19 protein-coding genes and 1 rRNA gene are annotated in these 21,710 nt (G+C 44.4%); all 20 read left to right on the forward strand.

Translation table 11 applies throughout. From position 1 onward, the window contains the following. Positions 1 to 98: 98 nt before the first annotated feature. On the forward strand, positions 99 to 2,582 hold the full coding sequence (spoIIE, locus tag NSU05_RS00390; protein WP_015253002.1) for a stage II sporulation protein E: 2,484 nt from the start codon (positions 99 to 101) through the stop codon (positions 2,580 to 2,582). Positions 2,583 to 2,666: 84 nt separating this feature from the next. Beyond that, the gene (locus tag NSU05_RS00395) at positions 2,667 to 3,404 is read left to right on the forward strand and encodes a VWA domain-containing protein (protein ID WP_003243782.1); all 738 of its coding nucleotides are present in this window, start codon (positions 2,667 to 2,669) and stop codon (positions 3,402 to 3,404) included. Then, positions 3,370 to 4,386, forward strand: a complete 1,017-nt coding sequence (gene prkT / locus NSU05_RS00400) for a serine/threonine protein kinase PrkT (protein ID WP_033884637.1) — start codon at positions 3,370 to 3,372, stop codon at positions 4,384 to 4,386. Before NSU05_RS00395 ends, prkT begins: the two co-directional genes overlap by 35 nt. 103 nt (positions 4,387 to 4,489) lie before the next feature. Continuing rightward, complete coding sequence (tilS, locus tag NSU05_RS00405; protein WP_029726386.1) at positions 4,490 to 5,908, forward strand: tRNA lysidine(34) synthetase TilS; 1,419 nt, start codon at positions 4,490 to 4,492, stop codon at positions 5,906 to 5,908. Then, on the forward strand, positions 5,905 to 6,447 hold the full coding sequence (gene hpt / locus NSU05_RS00410) for a hypoxanthine phosphoribosyltransferase (RefSeq protein ID WP_003226700.1): 543 nt from the start codon (positions 5,905 to 5,907) through the stop codon (positions 6,445 to 6,447). Before tilS ends, hpt begins: the two co-directional genes overlap by 4 nt. Positions 6,448 to 6,544: 97 nt before the next feature. After that, a complete protein-coding gene (gene ftsH / locus NSU05_RS00415; protein ID WP_038428271.1) occupies positions 6,545 to 8,458 on the forward strand; it encodes an ATP-dependent zinc metalloprotease FtsH in 1,914 nt (637 codons plus the stop codon). Between the two features lie 194 nt (positions 8,459 to 8,652). After that, the gene (locus NSU05_RS00420) at positions 8,653 to 9,429 is read left to right on the forward strand and encodes a type III pantothenate kinase (protein ID WP_010886388.1); all 777 of its coding nucleotides are present in this window, start codon (positions 8,653 to 8,655) and stop codon (positions 9,427 to 9,429) included. 11 nt (positions 9,430 to 9,440) lie between these two features. Further along, positions 9,441 to 10,316, forward strand: a complete 876-nt coding sequence (gene hslO, locus NSU05_RS00425; protein WP_003226695.1) for a redox-regulated molecular chaperone HslO — start codon at positions 9,441 to 9,443, stop codon at positions 10,314 to 10,316. Positions 10,317 to 10,362: 46 nt separating this feature from the next. Further along, positions 10,363 to 11,256: a peptidyl-prolyl cis-trans isomerase gene (locus NSU05_RS00430; RefSeq protein WP_003226693.1), complete on the forward strand. Its 894-nt coding sequence runs from the start codon at positions 10,363 to 10,365 to the stop codon at positions 11,254 to 11,256. Positions 11,257 to 11,331: 75 nt separating this feature from the next. Further along, complete coding sequence (cysK, locus tag NSU05_RS00435) at positions 11,332 to 12,258, forward strand: cysteine synthase A (protein ID WP_003218399.1); 927 nt, start codon at positions 11,332 to 11,334, stop codon at positions 12,256 to 12,258. A gap of 166 nt (positions 12,259 to 12,424) precedes the next feature. Continuing rightward, complete coding sequence (locus NSU05_RS00440; protein WP_033884635.1) at positions 12,425 to 13,837, forward strand: anthranilate synthase component I family protein; 1,413 nt, start codon at positions 12,425 to 12,427, stop codon at positions 13,835 to 13,837. A 13-nt stretch (positions 13,838 to 13,850) separates the two neighbouring features. Continuing rightward, positions 13,851 to 14,435: an aminodeoxychorismate/anthranilate synthase component II gene (gene pabA, locus NSU05_RS00445; protein WP_017696363.1), complete on the forward strand. Its 585-nt coding sequence runs from the start codon at positions 13,851 to 13,853 to the stop codon at positions 14,433 to 14,435. Continuing rightward, a complete protein-coding gene (gene pabC / locus NSU05_RS00450; RefSeq protein ID WP_015715112.1) occupies positions 14,435 to 15,316 on the forward strand; it encodes an aminodeoxychorismate lyase in 882 nt (293 codons plus the stop codon). Before pabA ends, pabC begins: the two co-directional genes overlap by 1 nt. After that, positions 15,298 to 16,155: a dihydropteroate synthase gene (gene folP, locus NSU05_RS00455; protein ID WP_015715113.1), complete on the forward strand. Its 858-nt coding sequence runs from the start codon at positions 15,298 to 15,300 to the stop codon at positions 16,153 to 16,155. The genes pabC and folP overlap by 19 nt, the downstream gene beginning before the upstream one ends. After that, positions 16,148 to 16,510 (forward strand): dihydroneopterin aldolase, encoded by a 363-nt coding sequence (folB, locus tag NSU05_RS00460; RefSeq protein WP_014478613.1) that lies wholly within the window; start codon positions 16,148 to 16,150, stop codon positions 16,508 to 16,510. The genes folP and folB overlap by 8 nt, the downstream gene beginning before the upstream one ends. After that, the gene (folK, locus tag NSU05_RS00465; protein ID WP_003242690.1) at positions 16,507 to 17,010 is read left to right on the forward strand and encodes a 2-amino-4-hydroxy-6-hydroxymethyldihydropteridine diphosphokinase; all 504 of its coding nucleotides are present in this window, start codon (positions 16,507 to 16,509) and stop codon (positions 17,008 to 17,010) included. Before folB ends, folK begins: the two co-directional genes overlap by 4 nt. Continuing rightward, a complete protein-coding gene (locus NSU05_RS00470; RefSeq protein ID WP_003226678.1) occupies positions 16,962 to 17,171 on the forward strand; it encodes a helix-turn-helix transcriptional regulator in 210 nt (69 codons plus the stop codon). The genes folK and NSU05_RS00470 overlap by 49 nt, the downstream gene beginning before the upstream one ends. 23 nt (positions 17,172 to 17,194) lie before the next feature. Next, positions 17,195 to 18,196, forward strand: a complete 1,002-nt coding sequence (gene dusB, locus NSU05_RS00475) for a tRNA dihydrouridine synthase DusB (RefSeq protein WP_014475588.1) — start codon at positions 17,195 to 17,197, stop codon at positions 18,194 to 18,196. Between the two features lie 91 nt (positions 18,197 to 18,287). Beyond that, positions 18,288 to 19,787 carry a lysine--tRNA ligase gene (gene lysS, locus NSU05_RS00480; protein ID WP_003226674.1) on the forward strand — a complete coding sequence of 500 codons (1,500 nt, stop codon included), beginning with the start codon at positions 18,288 to 18,290 and terminating at the stop codon, positions 19,785 to 19,787. 310 nt (positions 19,788 to 20,097) lie between these two features. Beyond that, positions 20,098 to 21,647 (forward strand): 16S ribosomal RNA (locus tag NSU05_RS00485). Positions 21,648 to 21,710 lie beyond the last annotated feature (63 nt).

Below are 21,710 nucleotides of genomic sequence, written 5' to 3' on the forward strand. Positions count from 1 at the left end.
AAGACTTCTCTGGTATTGTTACCTTCTTTTGACAAAATCCTATCTGTGCTTTCGCTATAATGACAGGCAACGAATATAACAGGTGGGAGATGAGAGGAATGGAAAAAGCAGAAAGAAGAGTGAACGGGCCAATGGCGGGACAAGCTTTGGAAAAACTCCAATCGTTTTTTAACAGGGGCACGAAGCTGGTGACTCATCATTTGCATTCACTGTTTTTCTATAAAGGATTCATTTATGTTGTCATCGGATTTTTGCTTGGACGGGCTTTCATATTATCCGAGGTGCTTCCTTTCGCACTTCCTTTCTTTGGAGCGATGCTTCTCATCAGAAGAGACAAAGCGTTTTATGCGGTTTTGGCTGTGCTTGCAGGTGCGCTGACCATATCTCCAAAGCACTCATTGCTCATACTGGCGGCATTGCTGGCATTCTTCGTATTTTCTAAAGTGGCTGCCTTCATTACCGACGATCGTGTTAAAGCACTCCCGATTGTCGTGTTCTTCTCCATGGCTGCAGCAAGAGCCGGGTTTGTTTATGCCCAAAATGGCGTATTTACAACCTATGATTATGTAATGGCTATCGTTGAGGCTGGACTGTCGTTTATCTTAACACTGATTTTCCTTCAGAGCCTTCCGATTTTTACTGTGAAAAAAGTGAAACAATCATTAAAAATAGAGGAAATCATTTGCTTTATGATTCTTATTGCCTCTGTTTTAACGGGGCTGGCCGGCTTGTCCTACCAAGGGATGCAGGCAGAACATATATTGGCTCGTTATGTTGTATTGAGTTTTTCCTTTATTGGCGGAGCAAGCATCGGCTGTACGGTTGGTGTTGTGACCGGCCTGATTCTTGGCTTGGCGAATATCGGAAACCTATATCAAATGAGTCTGCTTGCTTTTTCCGGTTTATTGGGCGGTTTGCTGAAGGAAGGGAAAAAAGCGGGTGCAGCAATCGGTCTGATCGTTGGATCACTTCTTATATCTTTATATGGTGAAGGCTCTGCCGGTCTGATGACAACGCTCTATGAGTCATTAATCGCAGTCGGCCTGTTTTTGCTCACACCTCAATCTATTACAAGGAAAGTGGCGAGATATATTCCGGGAACTGTCGAGCATCTTCAAGAGCAACAGCAATACGCTAGAAAAATCCGTGATGTCACTGCTCAGAAGGTAGACCAGTTCTCCAATGTATTTCACGCGCTGTCTGAAAGCTTTGCAACCTTTTACCAAGCATCAGACGAACAGACGGATGACAGTGAAGTTGATCTGTTCTTAAGCAAAATCACGGAGCATTCCTGTCAGACGTGCTACAAGAAAAACAGGTGCTGGGTACAGAACTTTGATAAAACATATGATTTAATGAAACAAGTTATGCTTGAAACAGAGGAAAAAGAATATGCATCAAACCGAAGGCTGAAAAAAGAGTTTCAACAGTATTGTTCTAAATCCAAGCAGGTTGAAGAGCTGATTGAGGATGAGCTCGCACATCATCATGCCCATTTGACACTCAAGAAAAAAGTCCAAGACAGCAGGCGTCTTGTTGCTGAACAGCTTTTAGGCGTTTCTGAAGTCATGGCCGACTTTTCTCGGGAAATAAAAAGAGAGCGAGAACAGCACTTTCTGCAGGAAGAGCAAATCATAGAGGCGCTTCAGCATTTCGGAATTGAGATTCAGCATGTCGAGATCTATAGCCTTGAACAAGGAAATATTGATATTGAAATGACCATTCCGTTCAGCGGACATGGAGAAAGTGAAAAAATCATTGCCCCTATGCTTTCTGACATTCTGGAAGAACAAATACTTGTGAAAGCCGAACAGCACTCTCCGCATCCGAATGGATACAGCCATGTCGCCTTTGGATCAACAAAATCATACAGGGTGTCCACGGGAGCTGCTCACGCTGCGAAGGGCGGCGGACTTGTCTCCGGCGACAGCTACAGCATGATGGAGCTTGGAGCCAGAAAATATGCTGCAGCAATCAGTGACGGAATGGGCAATGGCGCAAGAGCGCACTTTGAAAGCAATGAAACGATCAAGCTTCTTGAAAAAATCCTTGAATCGGGAATTGATGAAAAAATAGCAATTAAAACGATCAACAGCATACTGTCTCTAAGGACAACTGACGAAATATATTCCACGCTTGACCTATCTATTATCGATCTTCAAGATGCCAGCTGTAAATTTTTGAAGGTTGGATCGACGCCTAGCTTTATCAAACGGGGTGACCAGGTCATGAAAGTTCAAGCGAGCAATCTGCCAATCGGTATTATTAATGAATTTGATGTGGAGGTTGTGAGTGAACAGCTGAAAGCGGGTGACCTCTTAATTATGATGAGTGATGGCATTTTTGAGGGGCCTAAGCATGTGGAAAATCACGACTTATGGATGAAACGTAAAATGAAAGGGTTGAAAACAAATGACCCGCAGGAGATTGCCGATTTGCTTATGGAAGAAGTCATCCGCACAAGATCCGGCCAAATTGAGGACGATATGACTGTTGTTGTCGTCCGGATTGATCACAATACACCGAAGTGGGCATCCATTCCTGTTCCGGCAATCTTTCAAAACAAACAAGAAATTTCATAACGCTCCCGTATAAATCAAATTTCTTCTGGCGAAGATGGGAATATATGAATCTGAGAATCCTCGTATTCTCCAGGAGGAATGAATGTGAACAACGGACATTTAAATCAAATTTTGCTGATAACGGATGGCTGCTCAAACCATGGGGAAGACCCGCTTGCAATGGCTGCTTTTGCTAAAGAGCAGGGGATTACGGTAAATGTCATTGGTATAATGGAAGAAAATCAAATTGACCCTGAGGCAATGAAGGAAGTCGAAGGGATTGCACTTGCCGGAGGAGGCGTGCACCAAGTCGTTTATGCATCTCAGCTTTCACAAACTGTTCAAATGGTAACAAAAAAAGCGATGACGCAAACCTTACAAGGTGTAGTCAATCAAGAACTGAAACAGATTCTCGGAAAGAATGTGGAAATGGAAGAGCTTTCTCCGGAAAAACGCGGCGAAGTCATGGAAGTGGTCGACGAGCTTGGAGAAACGGTGCATCTTCAGGTGTTGGTTCTTGTTGATACAAGTGCAAGTATGGCGCCAAAGCTCCCAACAGTAAAAGAGGCGCTGATTGATTTGTCTGTAAGCCTCAATTCCCGAATCGGGAATAACGAATTTGCGATGTGTATATTTCCCGGGAAAAAACAAGAGGTCGAGCTTGTGCTGAACTGGACACCGAAGCTGCAATCTCTTTCCACACTCTTTGCAAAGCTTTCGACAGGCGGCATCACGCCGACAGGTCCGGCGATTCGTGAAGCGACACTGCAGTTTGAGAAAATACGCTCAAGAAGGGGCATGCTGGCAGATGATGAACGACGCTTTGACGAGTTTGGCATGTAGCCTCAAGCCGGGTACGACAATCAAAGGCAAGTGGAATGGAAACACTTATACATTGCGTAAACAGCTTGGTAAAGGGGCCAATGGAATTGTGTATTTGGCAGAAGCATCAGATGGACATGTTGCCTTAAAGGTGAGTGATGACAGCCTGTCTATTACTTCTGAAGTGAATGTCTTGAAATCTTTCTCAAAGGCCCAGTCCGTTACGATGGGGCCTTCTTTTTTTGATACGGATGATGCCTATATTCCCAGTACCAATACGAAAGTTTCATTTTATGCAATGGAATACATAAAAGGGCCGCTGCTTTTGAAGTATGTCAGTGATAAAGGAGCAGAGTGGATACCGGTATTAATGATTCAGCTGTTATCCAGCTTATCGGTGCTTCACCAGCAAGGATGGATATTCGGCGATCTTAAACCTGATAATCTGATCGTAACTGGTCCGCCCGCAAGGATCCGCTGCATTGATGTGGGCGGCACGACAAAGGAAGGCCGGGCGATAAAAGAGTATACGGAGTTTTATGACAGAGGCTATTGGGGGTATGGAACAAGAAAGGCAGAGCCATCCTATGATCTGTTCGCAGTTGCCATGATTATGATCAACAGTGTGCATAAAAAAGAATTTAAGAAAACGAACCAGCCCAAAGAACAGCTTAGGTCTCTCATCGAAGGAAACCCTCTGCTTCAAAAGTATAAAAAAGTGCTTTTTTCAGCCTTGAACGGAGATTATCAATCCGCAGATGAAATGAAAAAGGATATGCTAGACGCGGGGCAAAAAGCAGCACAAAGAAAACAGCCTATAAAAGCATCACCGCAGCCTGCCACACGACATAGACAGCAAAAACCGCGCCAAGGAAAAATAACGAAGACGCGATATACCCCAAAACAGAAACCGGCTAAGTCGGGGGGGTTATTTGAAACAACGCTGATCGTGATCAGTGTTTTAGCGCTTTATTTCGCCTATATTATCTTTTTCTTAATCTGAATGGTGCAAACTGCAGAGCCTATGCTTCTTCTTTGCTTGGAGGGGTTGAAAGTGTTAGGATATGAATATCTTTAAAATACCTGCTCATTGTGAGGAGGACATTGTGAAAAGTGTCAAAGATTTTTTAAACAAACACAATCTTACGTTAAAAGGGGCGACGATCATTGTAGGCGTTTCTGGCGGTCCGGACTCAATGGCTCTTCTTCACGCGTTGCATACGTTATGCGGCCGTTCAGCGAATGTTATTGCAGCTCACGTTGACCATCGGTTCAGAGGTGCGGAATCCGAGGAGGACATGCGTTTTGTCCAAGCTTATTGTAAAGCTGAACAGCTCGTGTGCGAAACGGCTCAAATCAATGTAACCGCATATGCACAGGAAAAAGGACTCAATAAGCAGGCTGCAGCACGCGATTGTCGCTACCAGTTTTTTGAGGAAATCATGTCGAAGCACCAAGCGGACTATCTGGCTCTTGCGCATCATGGTGATGACCAGGTTGAAACAATGCTTATGAAACTGGCTAAGGGTACGCTTGGAACGGGACTTGCGGGAATGCAGCCGGTTAGACGTTTTGGGACAGGGCGGATCATCAGGCCGTTCTTAACCATTACAAAGGAAGAGATCCTTCACTATTGCCGTGAAAACGGCTTGAGCTACCGGACGGATGAAAGCAACGCCAAAGATGACTACACAAGAAACAGATTCAGAAGAACAGTGCTCCCGTTTTTGAAGCAGGAATCTCCGGATGTGCATAAAAGGTTTCAGAAAGTGAGTGAAGCACTGACGGAAGATGAGCAATTCTTACAGTCATTAACGAAAGATGAAATGAATAAAGTAATCACAAGCCAGTCTAATACATCAGTTGAAATCAATTCCTCTCAATTGCTTGCCCTCCCGATGCCTTTACAAAGAAGAGGAGTTCAACTAATATTAAACTATCTTTATGAAAACGTTCCATCATCCTTTTCAGCCCATCACATTCAGCAGTTTCTCGATTGGGCGGAAAATGGCAGTCCTTCAGGAGTACTGGACTTTCCGAAAGGACTGAAGGTGGTCAAATCATATCAGACATGTTTGTTTACATTTGAACAATGGCAGTGCAAAAATGTTCCCTTTGAATACCAAATTAGCGGAGCTTCTGATGAAACGGCAGTGCTCCCTAATGGATATCTGATAGAGGCAAGGCATTATGCGGACTCGCCTGAAGAACATGGGAATGCTGTTTTTATCACAAGTGAAAAAAAGGTGCGATTTCCCTTAACAATCCGGACGAGAAAAGCTGGAGACCGGATCAAACTAAAAGGGATGAACGGCTCAAAAAAGGTAAAGGATATATTTATTGATAAGAAATTGCCTCTCCAAGAAAGAGACAACTGGCCGATTGTGACGGACGCAAGCGGTGAAATTATCTGGATACCTGGCTTGAAAAAATCAATTTTTGAAGATCTTGTGATTCCAAACAGCGACCGCATTGTATTACAATATAGACAGCATGAAAAGTGTAGGGGGCAAGCAAAATCATGATGAAACATGATATCGAGAAAGTACTGATCTCAGAGGAAGAGATACAAAAGAAAGTAAAAGAGTTAGGTGCAGAATTAACGAGCGAGTATCAAGATACATTTCCGTTGGCAATCGGTGTGTTAAAAGGAGCACTTCCTTTTATGGCGGATCTTATCAAGCATATTGATACATATTTGGAAATGGATTTCATGGATGTATCAAGCTACGGAAATTCTACGGTTTCTTCTGGAGAAGTAAAAATCATTAAAGATTTGGATACATCTGTAGAGGGCCGGGACATCTTAATTATTGAAGATATCATCGACAGTGGGTTAACCTTAAGTTATCTCGTAGAGCTCTTCCGATACCGTAAAGCAAAATCAATTAAGATTGTTACCCTTTTGGATAAACCGAGCGGAAGAAAAGCGGACATCAAAGCAGACTTTGTCGGTTTTGAAGTTCCTGACGCGTTTGTAGTGGGTTACGGACTTGATTATGCTGAGCGCTATCGCAATCTGCCTTATATCGGAGTGTTAAAACCGGCAGTTTATGAAAGCTGATCGGCAGCCTGCTTCCGAGATGGTTATTGTTTGTATTGGAATGATTTTCTATGGTACTATTGAACATAGTTGTGCTTACTGTGGGAGGAGGTAAGGAATGAATCGGGTCTTCCGTAATACCATTTTTTATTTACTTATTTTATTAGTAGTAATCGGGGTTGTGAGCTACTTCCAGACCTCAAATCCGAAAACAGAAAATATGTCGTACAGTACGTTCATCAAAAACCTGGATGACGGGAAAGTTGATAGCGTATCGGTTCAGCCTGTCAGAGGTGTTTATGAGGTAAAAGGGCAGCTGAAAAACTACGACAAAGATCAATACTTTTTGACTCATGTTCCTGAAGGAAAGGGAGCAGACCAGATATTTAACGCTTTGAAAAAGACAGACGTAAAGATTGAGCCCGCGCAAGAAACAAGCGGATGGGTGACGTTCCTGACGACCATCATCCCATTTGTCATTATCTTTATTCTGTTTTTCTTCCTGCTCAATCAGGCTCAAGGCGGCGGCAGCCGTGTCATGAACTTTGGCAAGAGTAAAGCGAAGCTGTATACAGAGGAAAAGAAACGCGTCAAATTTAAAGACGTTGCAGGGGCTGACGAAGAAAAGCAAGAACTTGTTGAAGTTGTTGAGTTTCTGAAAGATCCCCGCAAGTTTGCCGAGCTCGGCGCCAGAATACCGAAAGGCGTGCTTTTAGTCGGACCTCCGGGTACCGGTAAAACATTGCTTGCCAAGGCTTGTGCAGGAGAAGCCGGCGTACCTTTCTTCAGCATCAGCGGATCTGATTTCGTTGAAATGTTTGTAGGGGTCGGTGCTTCCCGTGTGCGTGACTTGTTTGAAAATGCGAAAAAGAATGCGCCTTGTTTGATCTTCATTGATGAAATTGACGCAGTCGGACGCCAGCGTGGCGCTGGTCTCGGCGGTGGACACGATGAACGTGAACAGACGCTAAACCAATTGCTTGTTGAAATGGACGGATTCAGCGCTAATGAAGGAATTATCATCATTGCTGCGACGAACCGTGCGGACATCTTGGACCCAGCCTTACTTCGTCCGGGACGTTTTGACCGTCAAATCACAGTGGACCGCCCAGATGTGATTGGCCGTGAAGCTGTATTGAAAGTCCATGCGAGAAACAAACCGCTGGATGAAACGGTTAACCTAAAATCAATTGCCATGAGAACACCAGGCTTCTCGGGCGCTGACTTAGAAAACCTCTTGAATGAAGCTGCGCTTGTAGCAGCTCGTCAAAACAAGAAAAAAATCGATGCGCGTGATATTGACGAAGCGACGGACCGTGTAATTGCCGGACCCGCTAAGAAGAGCCGTGTTATCTCCAAGAAAGAACGCAATATCGTGGCTTATCACGAAGGCGGACACACCGTTATCGGTCTCGTTTTAGATGAGGCAGATATGGTTCATAAAGTAACGATTGTTCCTCGGGGCCAGGCTGGCGGTTATGCTGTTATGCTGCCAAGAGAAGACCGTTATTTCCAAACAAAGCCGGAGCTGCTTGATAAAATTGTCGGCCTCTTGGGCGGACGTGTTGCTGAAGAGATTATCTTCGGTGAAGTCAGCACAGGGGCGCACAATGACTTCCAGCGTGCGACGAATATTGCAAGACGAATGGTTACGGAATTCGGTATGTCAGAAAAACTGGGACCGTTGCAATTTGGACAGTCTCAGGGCGGTCAGGTATTCTTAGGCCGTGATTTCAACAACGAACAGAACTACAGTGATCAAATCGCTTACGAAATTGATCAGGAAATTCAGCGCATCATCAAAGAATGTTATGAGCGTGCGAAACAAATCCTGACTGAAAATCGTGACAAGCTTGAATTGATTGCCCAAACGCTTCTGAAAGTTGAAACGCTTGACGCTGAACAAATCAAACACCTTATCGATCATGGAACATTACCTGAGCGTAATTTCTCAGATGATGAAAAGAACGATGATGTGAAAGTAAACATTCTGACAAAAACAGAAGAAAAGAAAGACGATACGAAGGAGTAATTCGCTTTCTTTCTAAAAAAACTGCCGGCTGACGCTGGCAGTTTTTTTATGTAAATGATGGGCTCAGCTGCGGCTTTTACAATCATCCAATTCTGGTATCGATTTGTTTACAAATGAGCCGCTGATCGTGTATGGTATTGTAGAATGTTTGTAAAAAGTAAAGTAGAGAAACTATTCAAAAGTGGTGATAGAGGTTGTTACTGGTTATCGATGTGGGGAACACCAATACTGTACTTGGTGTATATCATGATGGAAAATTAGAATATCACTGGCGTATAGAAACAAGCAGGCATAAAACAGAAGATGAGTTTGGGATGATTTTGCGCTCCTTATTTGATCACTCCGGGCTTATGTTTGAACAGATAGATGGCATTATTATTTCGTCAGTAGTGCCGCCAATCATGTTTGCGTTAGAAAGAATGTGCACAAAATACTTTCATATCGAGCCTCAAATTGTTGGTCCAGGTATGAAAACCGGTTTAAATATAAAATATGACAATCCGAAAGAAGTGGGGGCAGACAGAATCGTAAATGCTGTCGCTGCGATACACTTGTACGGCAATCCATTAATTGTTGTCGATTTCGGAACCGCTACAACGTACTGCTATATTGATGAAAACAAACAATACATGGGCGGGGCGATTGCCCCTGGGATTACAATTTCGACAGAGGCGCTTTACTCGCGTGCAGCAAAGCTTCCGCGTATCGAAATCACCCGGCCCGACAATATTATCGGAAAAAACACTGTTAGCGCGATGCAATCTGGGATTTTATTTGGCTATGTCGGCCAAGTGGAAGGAATCGTTAAGCGAATGAAATGGCAGGCAAAACAGGAACCAAAGGTCATTGCGACAGGAGGCCTGGCGCCGCTCATTGCGAACGAATCAGATTGTATAGACATCGTTGATCCATTCTTAACCCTAAAAGGGCTGGAATTGATTTATGAAAGAAACCGCGTAGGAAGTGTATAGGAGGTTTAGTAATGGATTATTTAGTAAAAGCACTTGCGTATGACGGAAAAGTTCGGGCTTATGCGGCGAGAACGACTGATATGGTAAATGAGGGGCAGAGACGCCATGGTACGTGGCCGACAGCATCCGCTGCATTGGGACGCACAATGACAGCTTCACTCATGCTCGGCGCTATGCTGAAGGGCGATGATAAGCTGACCGTGAAAATCGAGGGCGGAGGTCCGATCGGAGCTATTGTAGCTGATGCCAATGCCAAAGGAGAAGTCAGAGCCTATGTCTCTAACCCGCAAGTTCATTTTGATTTAAATGAACAAGGCAAGCTTGATGTCAGACGTGCGGTTGGAACAAACGGAACGTTAAGTGTCGTAAAAGATTTAGGTTTGCGCGAGTTCTTCACAGGACAAGTAGAAATCGTTTCAGGAGAATTAGGAGATGATTTCACTTACTATCTTGTATCATCTGAGCAGGTTCCTTCATCAGTGGGCGTAGGTGTGCTCGTGAATCCTGACAATACCATTCTTGCGGCAGGGGGCTTTATTATTCAGCTGATGCCGGGAACAGATGATGAAACAATCACAAAAATTGAACAGCGTCTATCTCAAGTAGAGCCGATTTCTAAGCTCATCCAGAAAGGGCTGACACCAGAAGAAATTTTAGAAGAAGTCCTAGGCGAGAAACCTGAGATTTTGGAAACGATGCCTGTCAGATTCCATTGCCCTTGTTCAAAAGAACGGTTCGAAACAGCCATTTTAGGACTAGGCAAAAAAGAAATTCAAGATATGATAGAAGAAGATGGACAAGCCGAAGCAGTATGCCATTTTTGTAATGAAAAGTACTTATTTACAAAAGAAGAGCTGGAAGGGCTTCGTGACCAAACTACCCGCTAAGCTCTTTAGCGGGTTTTTAATTTGAGAAAAGGGGCTGAAAGCAGGTTTGAAATCAAGAACAATCTGGACCATTATTTTAGGGGCGCTGTTGGTTTGCTGTATTGCTGTTGCATATACGCTGACGAAATCCCAAGCCGGCGCATCGTCATCCGGTGAGTCTATTGCGACTATCGGGGGCAAGAGTGTGACAAGAGAAGAATGGCTGAAAGAAATGGAAGATCAGTATGGTAAATCAACGCTTGAAGATATGATCAATGTCCGAGTTGTTGAGCAGCTGGCTAAAAAGAACAACCTTAAAATATCCAAAAGCGAAGTTGATCGTGAGTTTTTGCTGATTAAAGCGGTCAATAATTCCTTTTACGAAGATGAACATACGACGGAGAAAGAGTGGAAAGACCAAATTCGTTATAATATCCTCCTTGAGGAATTGTTAACAAGGGATATCGATATCTCAAACAAAGAATTGGAATCATTCTATCATAAAAATAAGGAACTATATCAGTTTGATGATTCGTATCGAATTCGGCACATTGTTGTAAAAGATGAAGAAGAAGCGAGAGAAGTCCTGAAAGAACTGAAAGGCGGATCAAGCTTTGAAGCTGTCGCTGCCGAAAGATCCACTGACAGATATACATCACCATACGGCGGAGATTTAGGTTTTGTCACAGAGGCATCAGACAACATTCCATCAGCATACATTGAAGAGGCGAAAACACTCAAAGAGGATGAATGGTCTCAGGAACCAATAAAGGTCAGCAACGGATATGCCATTATCCAGCTGAAAGAAAAACTAAAGGCAAGAACGTTCTCATTTGATGAAGTAAAGGACCAGATCAGACGGCAAATCGCAATGGATCAGCTAGGCGATAAAGCGACAGTTAAGACACTTTGGAAAGAAGCCGATGTATCTTGGTTTTATGGGGAAAAAAGTACTAAGTGATTGACAAAAAATTTTGAAATTGATAGATTATATACATAATACCAATACAAATAGTCGGAAATTGAGGTGTCGAGAATGGTACGTGTAGCAAACTCCATTACTGAATTAATTGGGAATACGCCAATCGTTAAATTAAATCGCCTTGCAGATGAAAACAGTGCGGATGTATATCTAAAACTTGAATACATGAACCCTGGAAGCAGTGTAAAAGACCGTATCGGTTTAGCCATGATTGAAGCGGCTGAAAAAGAAGGAAAATTAAAAGCCGGTGATACAATCATTGAACCGACAAGCGGAAATACTGGAATCGGGCTTGCAATGGTTGCTGCTGCTAAAGGATTAAAAGCTATTTTGGTTATGCCTGATACAATGAGCATGGAGCGCCGCAACCTTCTTCGCGCATACGGTGCTGAACTTGTGCTGACTCCTGGTGCGGAAGGCATGAAAGGCGCCATTAAGAAAGCTGAAGAGCTTGCTGAAAAGCACGGATACTTTGTGCCGCAGCAGTTTAACAACCCTTCTAACCCAGAAATTCACCGCCAAACAACTGGTAAAGAAATCGTTGAGCAATTCGGTGATGACCAGCTTGATGCATTTGTAGCCGGAATCGGAACGGGCGGAACGATTACGGGAGCGGGCGAAGTGCTGAAGGAAGCATACCCTTCCATCAAGATTTATGCTGTTGAACCGTCAGATTCCCCAGTGCTTTCAGGAGGAAAACCAGGCCCCCACAAAATTCAGGGAATAGGAGCTGGATTCGTGCCGGACATCTTAAACACTGAAGTATATGATGAAATCTTCCCTGTGAAGAATGAAGAAGCATTCGAATATGCCCGCAGAGCTGCACGTGAAGAAGGAATTCTCGGAGGCATCTCATCAGGTGCGGCAATTTATGCTGCTCTTCAAGTAGCAAAAAAACTCGGAAAAGGCAAAAAAGTATTGGCCATCATTCCAAGTAACGGCGAACGTTATCTAAGCACGCCGCTGTATCAATTCGATTAAAAAAAGCCAAAACTCCCGGTCCGCCGGGAGTTTTTTTATATTTCGTGCATCAAATATGCCATGTCTGCGACGAATGTTATTCTTGGAAGAGAAATTCACTTTTTTCACTAACAACATTGCTTTACAATTAAAAACAAGTAAAAAAGAAAATAGAGGAATGATACAAATGGCACAACGCAGACCGGCAGGCAAAAAAGTACCTTTTCAAAAAGACTCATTCTTACAACAATTTGAGAAACTTGCGCAATCCCGGAAACATCATGTACTTCTTGAAAGTGCAAGAGGCGGCAGATATAGTATAGCCGGTCTTGATCCAATTGCGACTGTGAAAGGAAAAGACGGAATAACTACAATTAAGCATGGTGATGAGATGCTGTTTAAAGAAGGTGATCCATTACGGGCCTTCCACAGCTGGTTTAAAACGCTGGAAACAGAAACGAATCATGAGTTCCCTGACTTTCAAGGCGGGGCAATCGGGTTTCTCAGCTATGATTACGCACGGTACATTGAAAATTTTAAAATGCTCTCATTAGATGATCTAGAAACACCAGATATTTATTTTCTTGTTTTTGATGATATAGCAGTTTATGACCATCAAGAAGAGTCTCTATGGCTGATTACTCATGTTAATGGTTCTGATCAGGAAACAGCGGATGTGAGGCTATCTGAGTTAGAGCAGATGTGGCTGACTGAGCTTCCCGCTGTCTCTTCGCGAAAGATGAAGCATGAAACAGATGGTTCCTTCGCGGCGCCATTTACCGAGGATGGGTTCTCACAAGCTGTAGAGAAAATCAAACAATACATTGCCAGCGGAGATGTGTTTCAAGTCAATCTATCAATAAGGCAGTCACAGTCACTGTCTGCCCACCCATATCAAATTTACAAAACCTTGAGAGAAGTAAATCCTTCTCCTTATATGGCGTATTTAGAAACACCTGATTTCCAAATCATTTGCGGATCGCCTGAACTGCTTGTCAGCAAAAAGGGCAAGCTATTAGAGACGAGACCGATTGCGGGCACCCGTTCCAGAGGGAAAACAAATGAAGAAGACGAGGCGCTTGCAAACGAATTGATACACAATGAAAAAGAACGCGCGGAACATGTCATGCTGGTTGATCTTGAGCGAAATGATCTGGGAAGAGTATCACGTTACGGGTCTGTGCGCGTAAATGAATTCATGGCAATTGAAAAATACTCGCATGTGATGCACATTGTGTCTAATGTCCAAGGTGAACTGCAGGATGGGTATGACGCTGTAGATATTATTCATGCTGTGTTTCCCGGAGGAACCATTACTGGAGCACCGAAAGTAAGAACGATGGAAATTATAGAAGAACTTGAGCCGACACGCCGAGGGCTTTATACTGGATCTATAGGATGGTTTGGATATAATCACGATCTGCAGTTTAATATCGTCATTCGAACCATTTATGCAACCGGAGGGCAGGCATTTATGCAGTCCGGCGCAGGAGTTGTGATTGATTCTGTTCCGAAGCACGAATACAAGGAATCATTCAAAAAAGCTTTTGCGATGCAAAGAGCATTAGAGCTGAGCAAAGAAGAGACAAAAATTAGATGAGGTGAGCGGAGAAATGATTTTAATGATTGATAACTACGATTCATTCACGTACAACTTGGTACAGTATTTGGGCGAGCTTGGGGAAGAGCTTGTTGTGAGACGCAATGACAGCATCACAATCGAAGAAATTGAAGAACTGTCTCCGGACTTTCTGATGATATCTCCCGGACCTTGCAGCCCTGATGAGGCGGGAATCAGCCTCGAAGCAATTAAACATTTCGCAGGGAAAATTCCTATTTTCGGTGTATGTCTCGGACATCAGTCCATCGCACAAGTGTTCGGCGGTGATGTTGTTAGGGCAGAACGGCTTATGCACGGGAAAACTTCGGATATCGAGCATGACGGCAAGACCATTTTTGAAGGGTTGAAAAACCCCCTTGTTGCGACGCGATACCACTCGCTGATCGTAAAACCTGAGACGCTGCCAAGCTGTTTTACAGTAACAGCACAAACGAAAGAAGGAGAAATCATGGCTATTCGCCACAATGACCTCCCGATAGAGGGCGTGCAATTTCACCCAGAGTCTATTATGACCTCCTTTGGGAAAGAAATGCTCAGAAATTTTATTGAGACATATCGCAAGGAAGTTATTGCGTGATGATATATGTGAACGGCCGGTATATGGAGGAGAAAGATGCAGTTCTTTCTCCTTTTGACCATGGGTTTTTATATGGGATCGGTGTTTTCGAAACCTTCAGGCTCTACGAAGGCTGCCCGTTTTTGCTTGATTGGCATATAGAAAGGCTTGAACGCGCGCTTAAGGATCTGCAAATCGAATATACTGTTTCAAAGCATGAGATCCTTGAGATGCTGGACAAGCTGCTTAAGCTAAATGATATCAAGGATGGCAATGCCCGCGTCAGACTGAACATATCAGCGGGGATCAGCGATAAAGGCTTTGTCGCCCAGACGTACGATAAGCCGACCGTTTTATGCTTTGTGAATCAGCTGAAACCAGAAAGCCTTCCTTTGCAAAAAGAAGGGAAGGTTTTATCGATACGGAGAAACACTCCTGAGGGATCGTTCCGGTTAAAATCTCATCATTATCTAAATAATATGTATGCGAAACGGGAAATTGGAAATGATCCACGTGTCGAGGGAATTTTCCTAACGGAGGATGGAGCTGTTGCAGAGGGTATCATATCTAATGTCTTCTGGAGAAAAGGTCGCTGTATCTATACGCCATCGCTTGATACTGGTATTCTGGACGGCGTCACGAGACGTTTTATCATAGAAAATGCAAAGAATATCGGCCTGGAGCTCAAAACGGGCCGATATGAGCTAGAAGCTCTCTTGACAGCTGACGAAGCGTGGATGACGAACTCGGTTCTTGAAATCATCCCGTTTATTAAAATAGAAGAAGTAAACTATGGAAGCCAAAGCGGAGAAGCAACCTCCGCTCTTCAATTGTTATACAAAAAAGAAATAAAGAACATGATTCATGAAAAGGGAGGAAGAGCATGGCGCAGCACACAATAGATCAAACACAAGTAATCCACACTAAGCCCAGCGCTTTATCATATAAAGAGAAGACGCTGGTGATGGGAATTTTAAACGTAACGCCTGACTCTTTCTCGGACGGCGGAAAATATGACAGCTTGGACAAGGCGCTGCTGCACGCGGAAGAGATGATCAATGATGGTGCCCATATCATTGATATCGGAGGGGAATCGACAAGGCCTGGCGCTGAGTGCGTATCTGAGGATGAGGAGATGTCCAGAGTCATTCCGGTGATTGAGCGGATTACGAAAGAGCTTGGTGTTCCTATTTCTGTAGACACGTACAAGGCTTCTGTCGCAGATGAAGCAGTGAAAGCCGGTGCATCCATTATCAATGATATTTGGGGAGCCAAACATGATCCGAAGATGGCTTCCGTTGCAGCTGAACATAATGTTCCAATTGTTCTCATGCATAACCGCCCTGAAAGAAACTACAATGACTTATTGCCGGATATGCTGTCGGACTTAATGGAGAGTGTAAAAATTGCTGTTGAGGCCGGAGTAGACGAGAAGAACATTATTCTTGATCCCGGTATCGGTTTCGCGAAAACCTATCACGATAACTTGGCAGTGATGAACAAACTAGAGATTTTCAGCGGATTGGGATATCCGGTTCTTCTGGCAACCTCCCGAAAAAGATTCATCGGACGTGTTCTGGATCTTCCGCCTGAGGAGCGGGCTGAGGGCACAGGCGCGACTGTGTGTCTCGGCATTCAAAAAGGCTGTGACATTGTCAGGGTCCATGATGTAAAGCAAATTGCCAGAATGGCGAAAATGATGGACGCGATGCTGAATAAGGGAGGGGTGCACCATGGATAAAGTTTATGTAGAAGGTATGGAGTTTTACGGATATCACGGTGTGTTCAAAGAAGAAAACAAACTTGGCCAGCGGTTTAAAGTCGATTTAACCGCTGAGCTGGATTTAAGCAAAGCCGGACAAACAGACGACCTTGAGCAAACGATCAACTATGCTGAGCTCTATCACGTATGTAAAGATATCGTGGAAGGGGAGCCTGTAAAATTGGTAGAAACGCTGGCGGAACGTATTGCTGGCACTGTTCTCGAAAAATTTCAGCCTGTTCAGCAATGTACGGTGAAAGTGATTAAGCCAGACCCGCCAATTCCCGGACACTATAAATCAGTAGCAATTGAAATTACGAGAAAAAAGTCATGAACAACATAGCTTATATTGCACTTGGATCTAATATTGGAGATAGAGAAACGTATTTAAGGCAAGCAGTGGCTTTACTGCATCAGCATGCTGCGGTGACAGTCACTAAAGTGTCGTCTATTTATGAAACTGACCCGGTCGGATACGAAGATCAAGCTCAATTTTTGAATATGGCTGTTGAAATCAAGACATCACTGAACCCTTTTGAACTCCTTGAACTGACGCAGCAGATAGAAAATGAATTAGGCAGAACAAGGGAAGTAAGATGGGGGCCGCGGACGGCAGACCTTGACATTTTGTTATTTAATCGTGAAAATATTGAAACAGAGCAACTAATTGTTCCGCATCCGAGAATGTATGAGCGTTTGTTTGTCCTTGCGCCGCTTGCGGAAATTTGCCAGCAGGTTGAAAAAGAGGCTACAAGCGCCGAAACAGACCAAGAAGGTGTAAGAGTATGGAAGCAGAAATCTGGGGTAGACGAATTCGTGCATTCAGAAAGCTGAAAGGTTATACTCAAGAAGGATTTGCAAAAGCATTAGGTATATCAGTTTCTATTCTCGGCGAAATTGAACGCGGAAACCGATTGCCGTCAGCTGCCATCATTCAAGATGCAGCAGATGTTTTAAATATAAGTGCGGACGAATTGGCGCCGCCAGAAAAATAGAACAAATGAAAGGAGGAGAAAAATTGTTCAAAATCGGAGATATTCAATTGAAAAACCGGGTTGTGCTCGCACCTATGGCTGGTGTCTGCAACTCTGCGTTCAGATTGACTGTAAAGGAATTCGGAGCCGGATTGGTATGCGCTGAAATGGTCAGTGACAAAGCGATCCTTTACAACAATGCAAGAACAATGGGTATGCTTTATATTGATGAACGTGAGAAACCACTGAGCCTTCAAATTTTCGGAGGAAAAAAGGAAACCCTTGTGGAAGCGGCGAAGTTTGTAGACCAAAACACAACTGCTGATATCATTGACATTAACATGGGATGTCCCGTGCCGAAGATTACAAAATGCGATGCGGGAGCCAAATGGCTTCTCGATCCTGATAAGATTTACGAAATGGTTTCTGCAGTAGTGGATGCTGTTAATAAACCAGTTACAGTTAAAATGAGAATGGGCTGGGATGAAGACCACATTTTCGCAGTGAAAAATGCACAGGCTGTAGAACGTGCGGGCGGTAAAGCAGTTGCGCTTCACGGCCGTACTAGAGTGCAGATGTACGAAGGAACGGCAAACTGGGATATCATCAAAGAAGTAAAACAATCAGTATCGATTCCGGTTATCGGAAACGGCGATGTTAAGACACCGCAGGATGCTAAGCGTATGCTCGATGAGACAGGAGTAGACGGGGTCATGATCGGACGCGCTGCATTGGGCAACCCGTGGATGATTTACCGTACGGTTCAGTATCTTGAAACAGGTGAATTAAAAGAAGAGCCGCAAGTACGCGAAAAAATGGCCGTATGCAAACTGCATCTTGACCGCCTGATTGACTTAAAAGGTGAAAACGTAGCGGTAAGAGAAATGAGAAAGCACGCTGCATGGTATCTGAAAGGCGTGAAAGGCAATGCGAACGTTCGTAATGAAATCAATCATTGCGAGACGAGAGAAGAGTTTGTACAGCTTTTAGATGCATTTACGGTTGAAGTTGAGGCAAAAGAGCTTCAAAATGCAAAAGTAGGATAATACTCACCTCTATTTGCTGCTCACTGCTAGTTTTACGCTGGCAGTTTTTCTGCTTTTTTCATGAAACAATATCTGTAATGGAGTGATAACAATGAGTCAAGAAGAGCATAACCATGAAGAATTGAATGATCAGCTGCAAGTCAGACGCGATAAAATGAATCAGCTGAGAGATAACGGCATCGATCCATTCGGCGCACGTTTTGAAAGAACTCATCAGTCTCAAGAAGTTATTTCGGCATATCAAGATCTAACCAAAGAAGAGTTGGAAGAAAAAGCGATTGAAGTTACAATCGCAGGCCGCATGATGACAAAACGCGGCAAAGGAAAAGCCGGCTTTGCCCATCTTCAGGATTTAGAAGGCCAAATCCAAATCTACGTAAGAAAAGACAGTGTCGGTGACGACCAATATGAAATCTTCAAGTCTTCTGACCTCGGTGATCTTATCGGCGTAACCGGAAAAGTCTTCAAAACAAATGTAGGCGAATTGTCTGTTAAAGCAACTTCCTTTGAATTGCTGACAAAAGCGCTTCGTCCGCTTCCTGACAAATACCATGGTTTAAAAGACGTTGAGCAGCGCTACCGTCAGCGCTACCTGGATCTTATCGTAAACCCAGACAGCAAACATACGTTTATTACACGAAGCAAGATCATTCAAGCTATGAGAAGATACCTTGATGATCATGGATACTTAGAAGTAGAAACACCTACAATGCACAGCATTCCTGGGGGAGCTTCTGCACGTCCGTTTATCACTCACCACAACGCGTTAGACATTCCACTCTATATGCGTATTGCTATCGAACTGCACCTAAAACGTCTAATTGTCGGCGGTTTAGAAAAAGTATATGAAATCGGCCGTGTTTTCCGTAACGAAGGTGTCTCTACACGCCATAACCCTGAATTTACAATGATTGAGTTATATGAAGCATATGCGGACTATAAAGATATCATGAGCTTAACTGAAAACCTTGTCGCTCATATCGCCCAAGAAGTGCTTGGCACAACTACGATTCAATACGGGGAAGAGCAAATCGACCTTAAACCGGAGTGGAAAAGAATCCATATGGTTGACGCAGTCAAAGAAGCGACCGGCGTTGATTTCTGGGAAGAGGTTACTGTTGAACAGGCGCGTGAATATGCAAAAGAACATGGAGTAGAAATTAAAGACTCTATGACAGTAGGCCATATCATCAACGAATTCTTCGAACAAAAAATTGAAGAAACGCTTATTCAGCCAACGTTTATTTACGGGCATCCTGTAGAAATTTCTCCTCTTGCTAAGAAAAACCCTGAGGACCCGCGTTTTACAGACCGTTTTGAGCTGTTTATCGTTGGCCGTGAACATGCCAACGCGTTTACAGAGCTGAATGATCCTATTGATCAAAGAGAACGCTTTGAAGCGCAATTAAAAGAGCGTGAAGCCGGTAATGATGAAGCTCATCTAATGGATGAAGACTTTGTTGAAGCTCTGGAATACGGTATGCCGCCAACAGGAGGTTTAGGCATCGGTATCGACCGTCTGGTTATGCTGCTGACGAATGCCCCTTCTATTCGCGATGTGCTGTTATTCCCGCAAATGAGACAACGCTAATAAAGAAGAGCGGTATCCTCCATAGGGAAAGGATGCCGCTCTTTTTAAATTCCTTAGTATTTCTTCAAAAAAACTATTGCACTATTATTTACTAGGTGGTATATTATTATTCGTTGCCGCTAAACAAGGCGATAACGAAAAAAAGAACTTCAAAAAAAGTTATTGACTTCACTGAGTCAACGAGTTATAATAATAAAGTCGCTTGAACGAAGTGAACAAAATGATCTTTGAAAACTAAACAAGACAAAACGTACCTGTTAATTCAGTTTTTAAAAATCGCACAGCGATGTGCGTAGTCAGTCAAACTACTTTATCGGAGAGTTTGATCCTGGCTCAGGACGAACGCTGGCGGCGTGCCTAATACATGCAAGTCGAGCGGACAGATGGGAGCTTGCTCCCTGATGTTAGCGGCGGACGGGTGAGTAACACGTGGGTAACCTGCCTGTAAGACTGGGATAACTCCGGGAAACCGGGGCTAATACCGGATGGTTGTTTGAACCGCATGGTTCAAACATAAAAGGTGGCTTCGGCTACCACTTACAGATGGACCCGCGGCGCATTAGCTAGTTGGTGAGGTAATGGCTCACCAAGGCAACGATGCGTAGCCGACCTGAGAGGGTGATCGGCCACACTGGGACTGAGACACGGCCCAGACTCCTACGGGAGGCAGCAGTAGGGAATCTTCCGCAATGGACGAAAGTCTGACGGAGCAACGCCGCGTGAGTGATGAAGGTTTTCGGATCGTAAAGCTCTGTTGTTAGGGAAGAACAAGTACCGTTCGAATAGGGCGGTACCTTGACGGTACCTAACCAGAAAGCCACGGCTAACTACGTGCCAGCAGCCGCGGTAATACGTAGGTGGCAAGCGTTGTCCGGAATTATTGGGCGTAAAGGGCTCGCAGGCGGTTTCTTAAGTCTGATGTGAAAGCCCCCGGCTCAACCGGGGAGGGTCATTGGAAACTGGGGAACTTGAGTGCAGAAGAGGAGAGTGGAATTCCACGTGTAGCGGTGAAATGCGTAGAGATGTGGAGGAACACCAGTGGCGAAGGCGACTCTCTGGTCTGTAACTGACGCTGAGGAGCGAAAGCGTGGGGAGCGAACAGGATTAGATACCCTGGTAGTCCACGCCGTAAACGATGAGTGCTAAGTGTTAGGGGGTTTCCGCCCCTTAGTGCTGCAGCTAACGCATTAAGCACTCCGCCTGGGGAGTACGGTCGCAAGACTGAAACTCAAAGGAATTGACGGGGGCCCGCACAAGCGGTGGAGCATGTGGTTTAATTCGAAGCAACGCGAAGAACCTTACCAGGTCTTGACATCCTCTGACAATCCTAGAGATAGGACGTCCCCTTCGGGGGCAGAGTGACAGGTGGTGCATGGTTGTCGTCAGCTCGTGTCGTGAGATGTTGGGTTAAGTCCCGCAACGAGCGCAACCCTTGATCTTAGTTGCCAGCATTCAGTTGGGCACTCTAAGGTGACTGCCGGTGACAAACCGGAGGAAGGTGGGGATGACGTCAAATCATCATGCCCCTTATGACCTGGGCTACACACGTGCTACAATGGACAGAACAAAGGGCAGCGAAACCGCGAGGTTAAGCCAATCCCACAAATCTGTTCTCAGTTCGGATCGCAGTCTGCAACTCGACTGCGTGAAGCTGGAATCGCTAGTAATCGCGGATCAGCATGCCGCGGTGAATACGTTCCCGGGCCTTGTACACACCGCCCGTCACACCACGAGAGTTTGTAACACCCGAAGTCGGTGAGGTAACCTTTTAGGAGCCAGCCGCCGAAGGTGGGACAGATGATTGGGGTGAAGTCGTAACAAGGTAGCCGTATCGGAAGGTGCGGCTGGATCACCTCCTTTCTAAGGATATTATACGGAATATAAGACCTTGGGTCTTATAAACAGAACGTTCCCTGTCTTGTT

The sequence above is a fragment of the Bacillus sp. EU52 genome (genome assembly GCF_037964975.1).
Lineage (GTDB): Bacteria > Bacillota > Bacilli > Bacillales > Bacillaceae > Bacillus > Bacillus subtilis.

Bases quoted from the DNA above. Each gene is read 5' to 3' on its own strand.
- prkT (WP_033884637.1), top strand. From the start codon at position 3,370: ATGATGAACGACGCTTTGACGAGTTTGGCATGTAGCCTCAAGCCGGGT.
- pabA (WP_017696363.1), top strand. From the start codon at position 13,851: ATGATTTTAATGATTGATAACTACGATTCATTCACGTACAACTTGGTA.
- folB (WP_014478613.1), top strand. From the start codon at position 16,148: ATGGATAAAGTTTATGTAGAAGGTATGGAGTTTTACGGATATCACGGT.
- hpt (WP_003226700.1), top strand. From the start codon at position 5,905: ATGATGAAACATGATATCGAGAAAGTACTGATCTCAGAGGAAGAGATA.
- lysS (WP_003226674.1), top strand. From the start codon at position 18,288: ATGAGTCAAGAAGAGCATAACCATGAAGAATTGAATGATCAGCTGCAA.
- folK (WP_003242690.1), top strand. From the start codon at position 16,507: ATGAACAACATAGCTTATATTGCACTTGGATCTAATATTGGAGATAGA.
- folP (WP_015715113.1), top strand. From the start codon at position 15,298: ATGGCGCAGCACACAATAGATCAAACACAAGTAATCCACACTAAGCCC.
- ftsH (WP_038428271.1), top strand. From the start codon at position 6,545: ATGAATCGGGTCTTCCGTAATACCATTTTTTATTTACTTATTTTATTA.
- spoIIE (WP_015253002.1), top strand. From the start codon at position 99: ATGGAAAAAGCAGAAAGAAGAGTGAACGGGCCAATGGCGGGACAAGCT.
- pabC (WP_015715112.1), top strand. From the start codon at position 14,435: ATGATATATGTGAACGGCCGGTATATGGAGGAGAAAGATGCAGTTCTT.
- hslO (WP_003226695.1), top strand. From the start codon at position 9,441: ATGGATTATTTAGTAAAAGCACTTGCGTATGACGGAAAAGTTCGGGCT.
- cysK (WP_003218399.1), top strand. From the start codon at position 11,332: ATGGTACGTGTAGCAAACTCCATTACTGAATTAATTGGGAATACGCCA.
- NSU05_RS00470 (WP_003226678.1), top strand. From the start codon at position 16,962: ATGGAAGCAGAAATCTGGGGTAGACGAATTCGTGCATTCAGAAAGCTG.
- NSU05_RS00440 (WP_033884635.1), top strand. From the start codon at position 12,425: ATGGCACAACGCAGACCGGCAGGCAAAAAAGTACCTTTTCAAAAAGAC.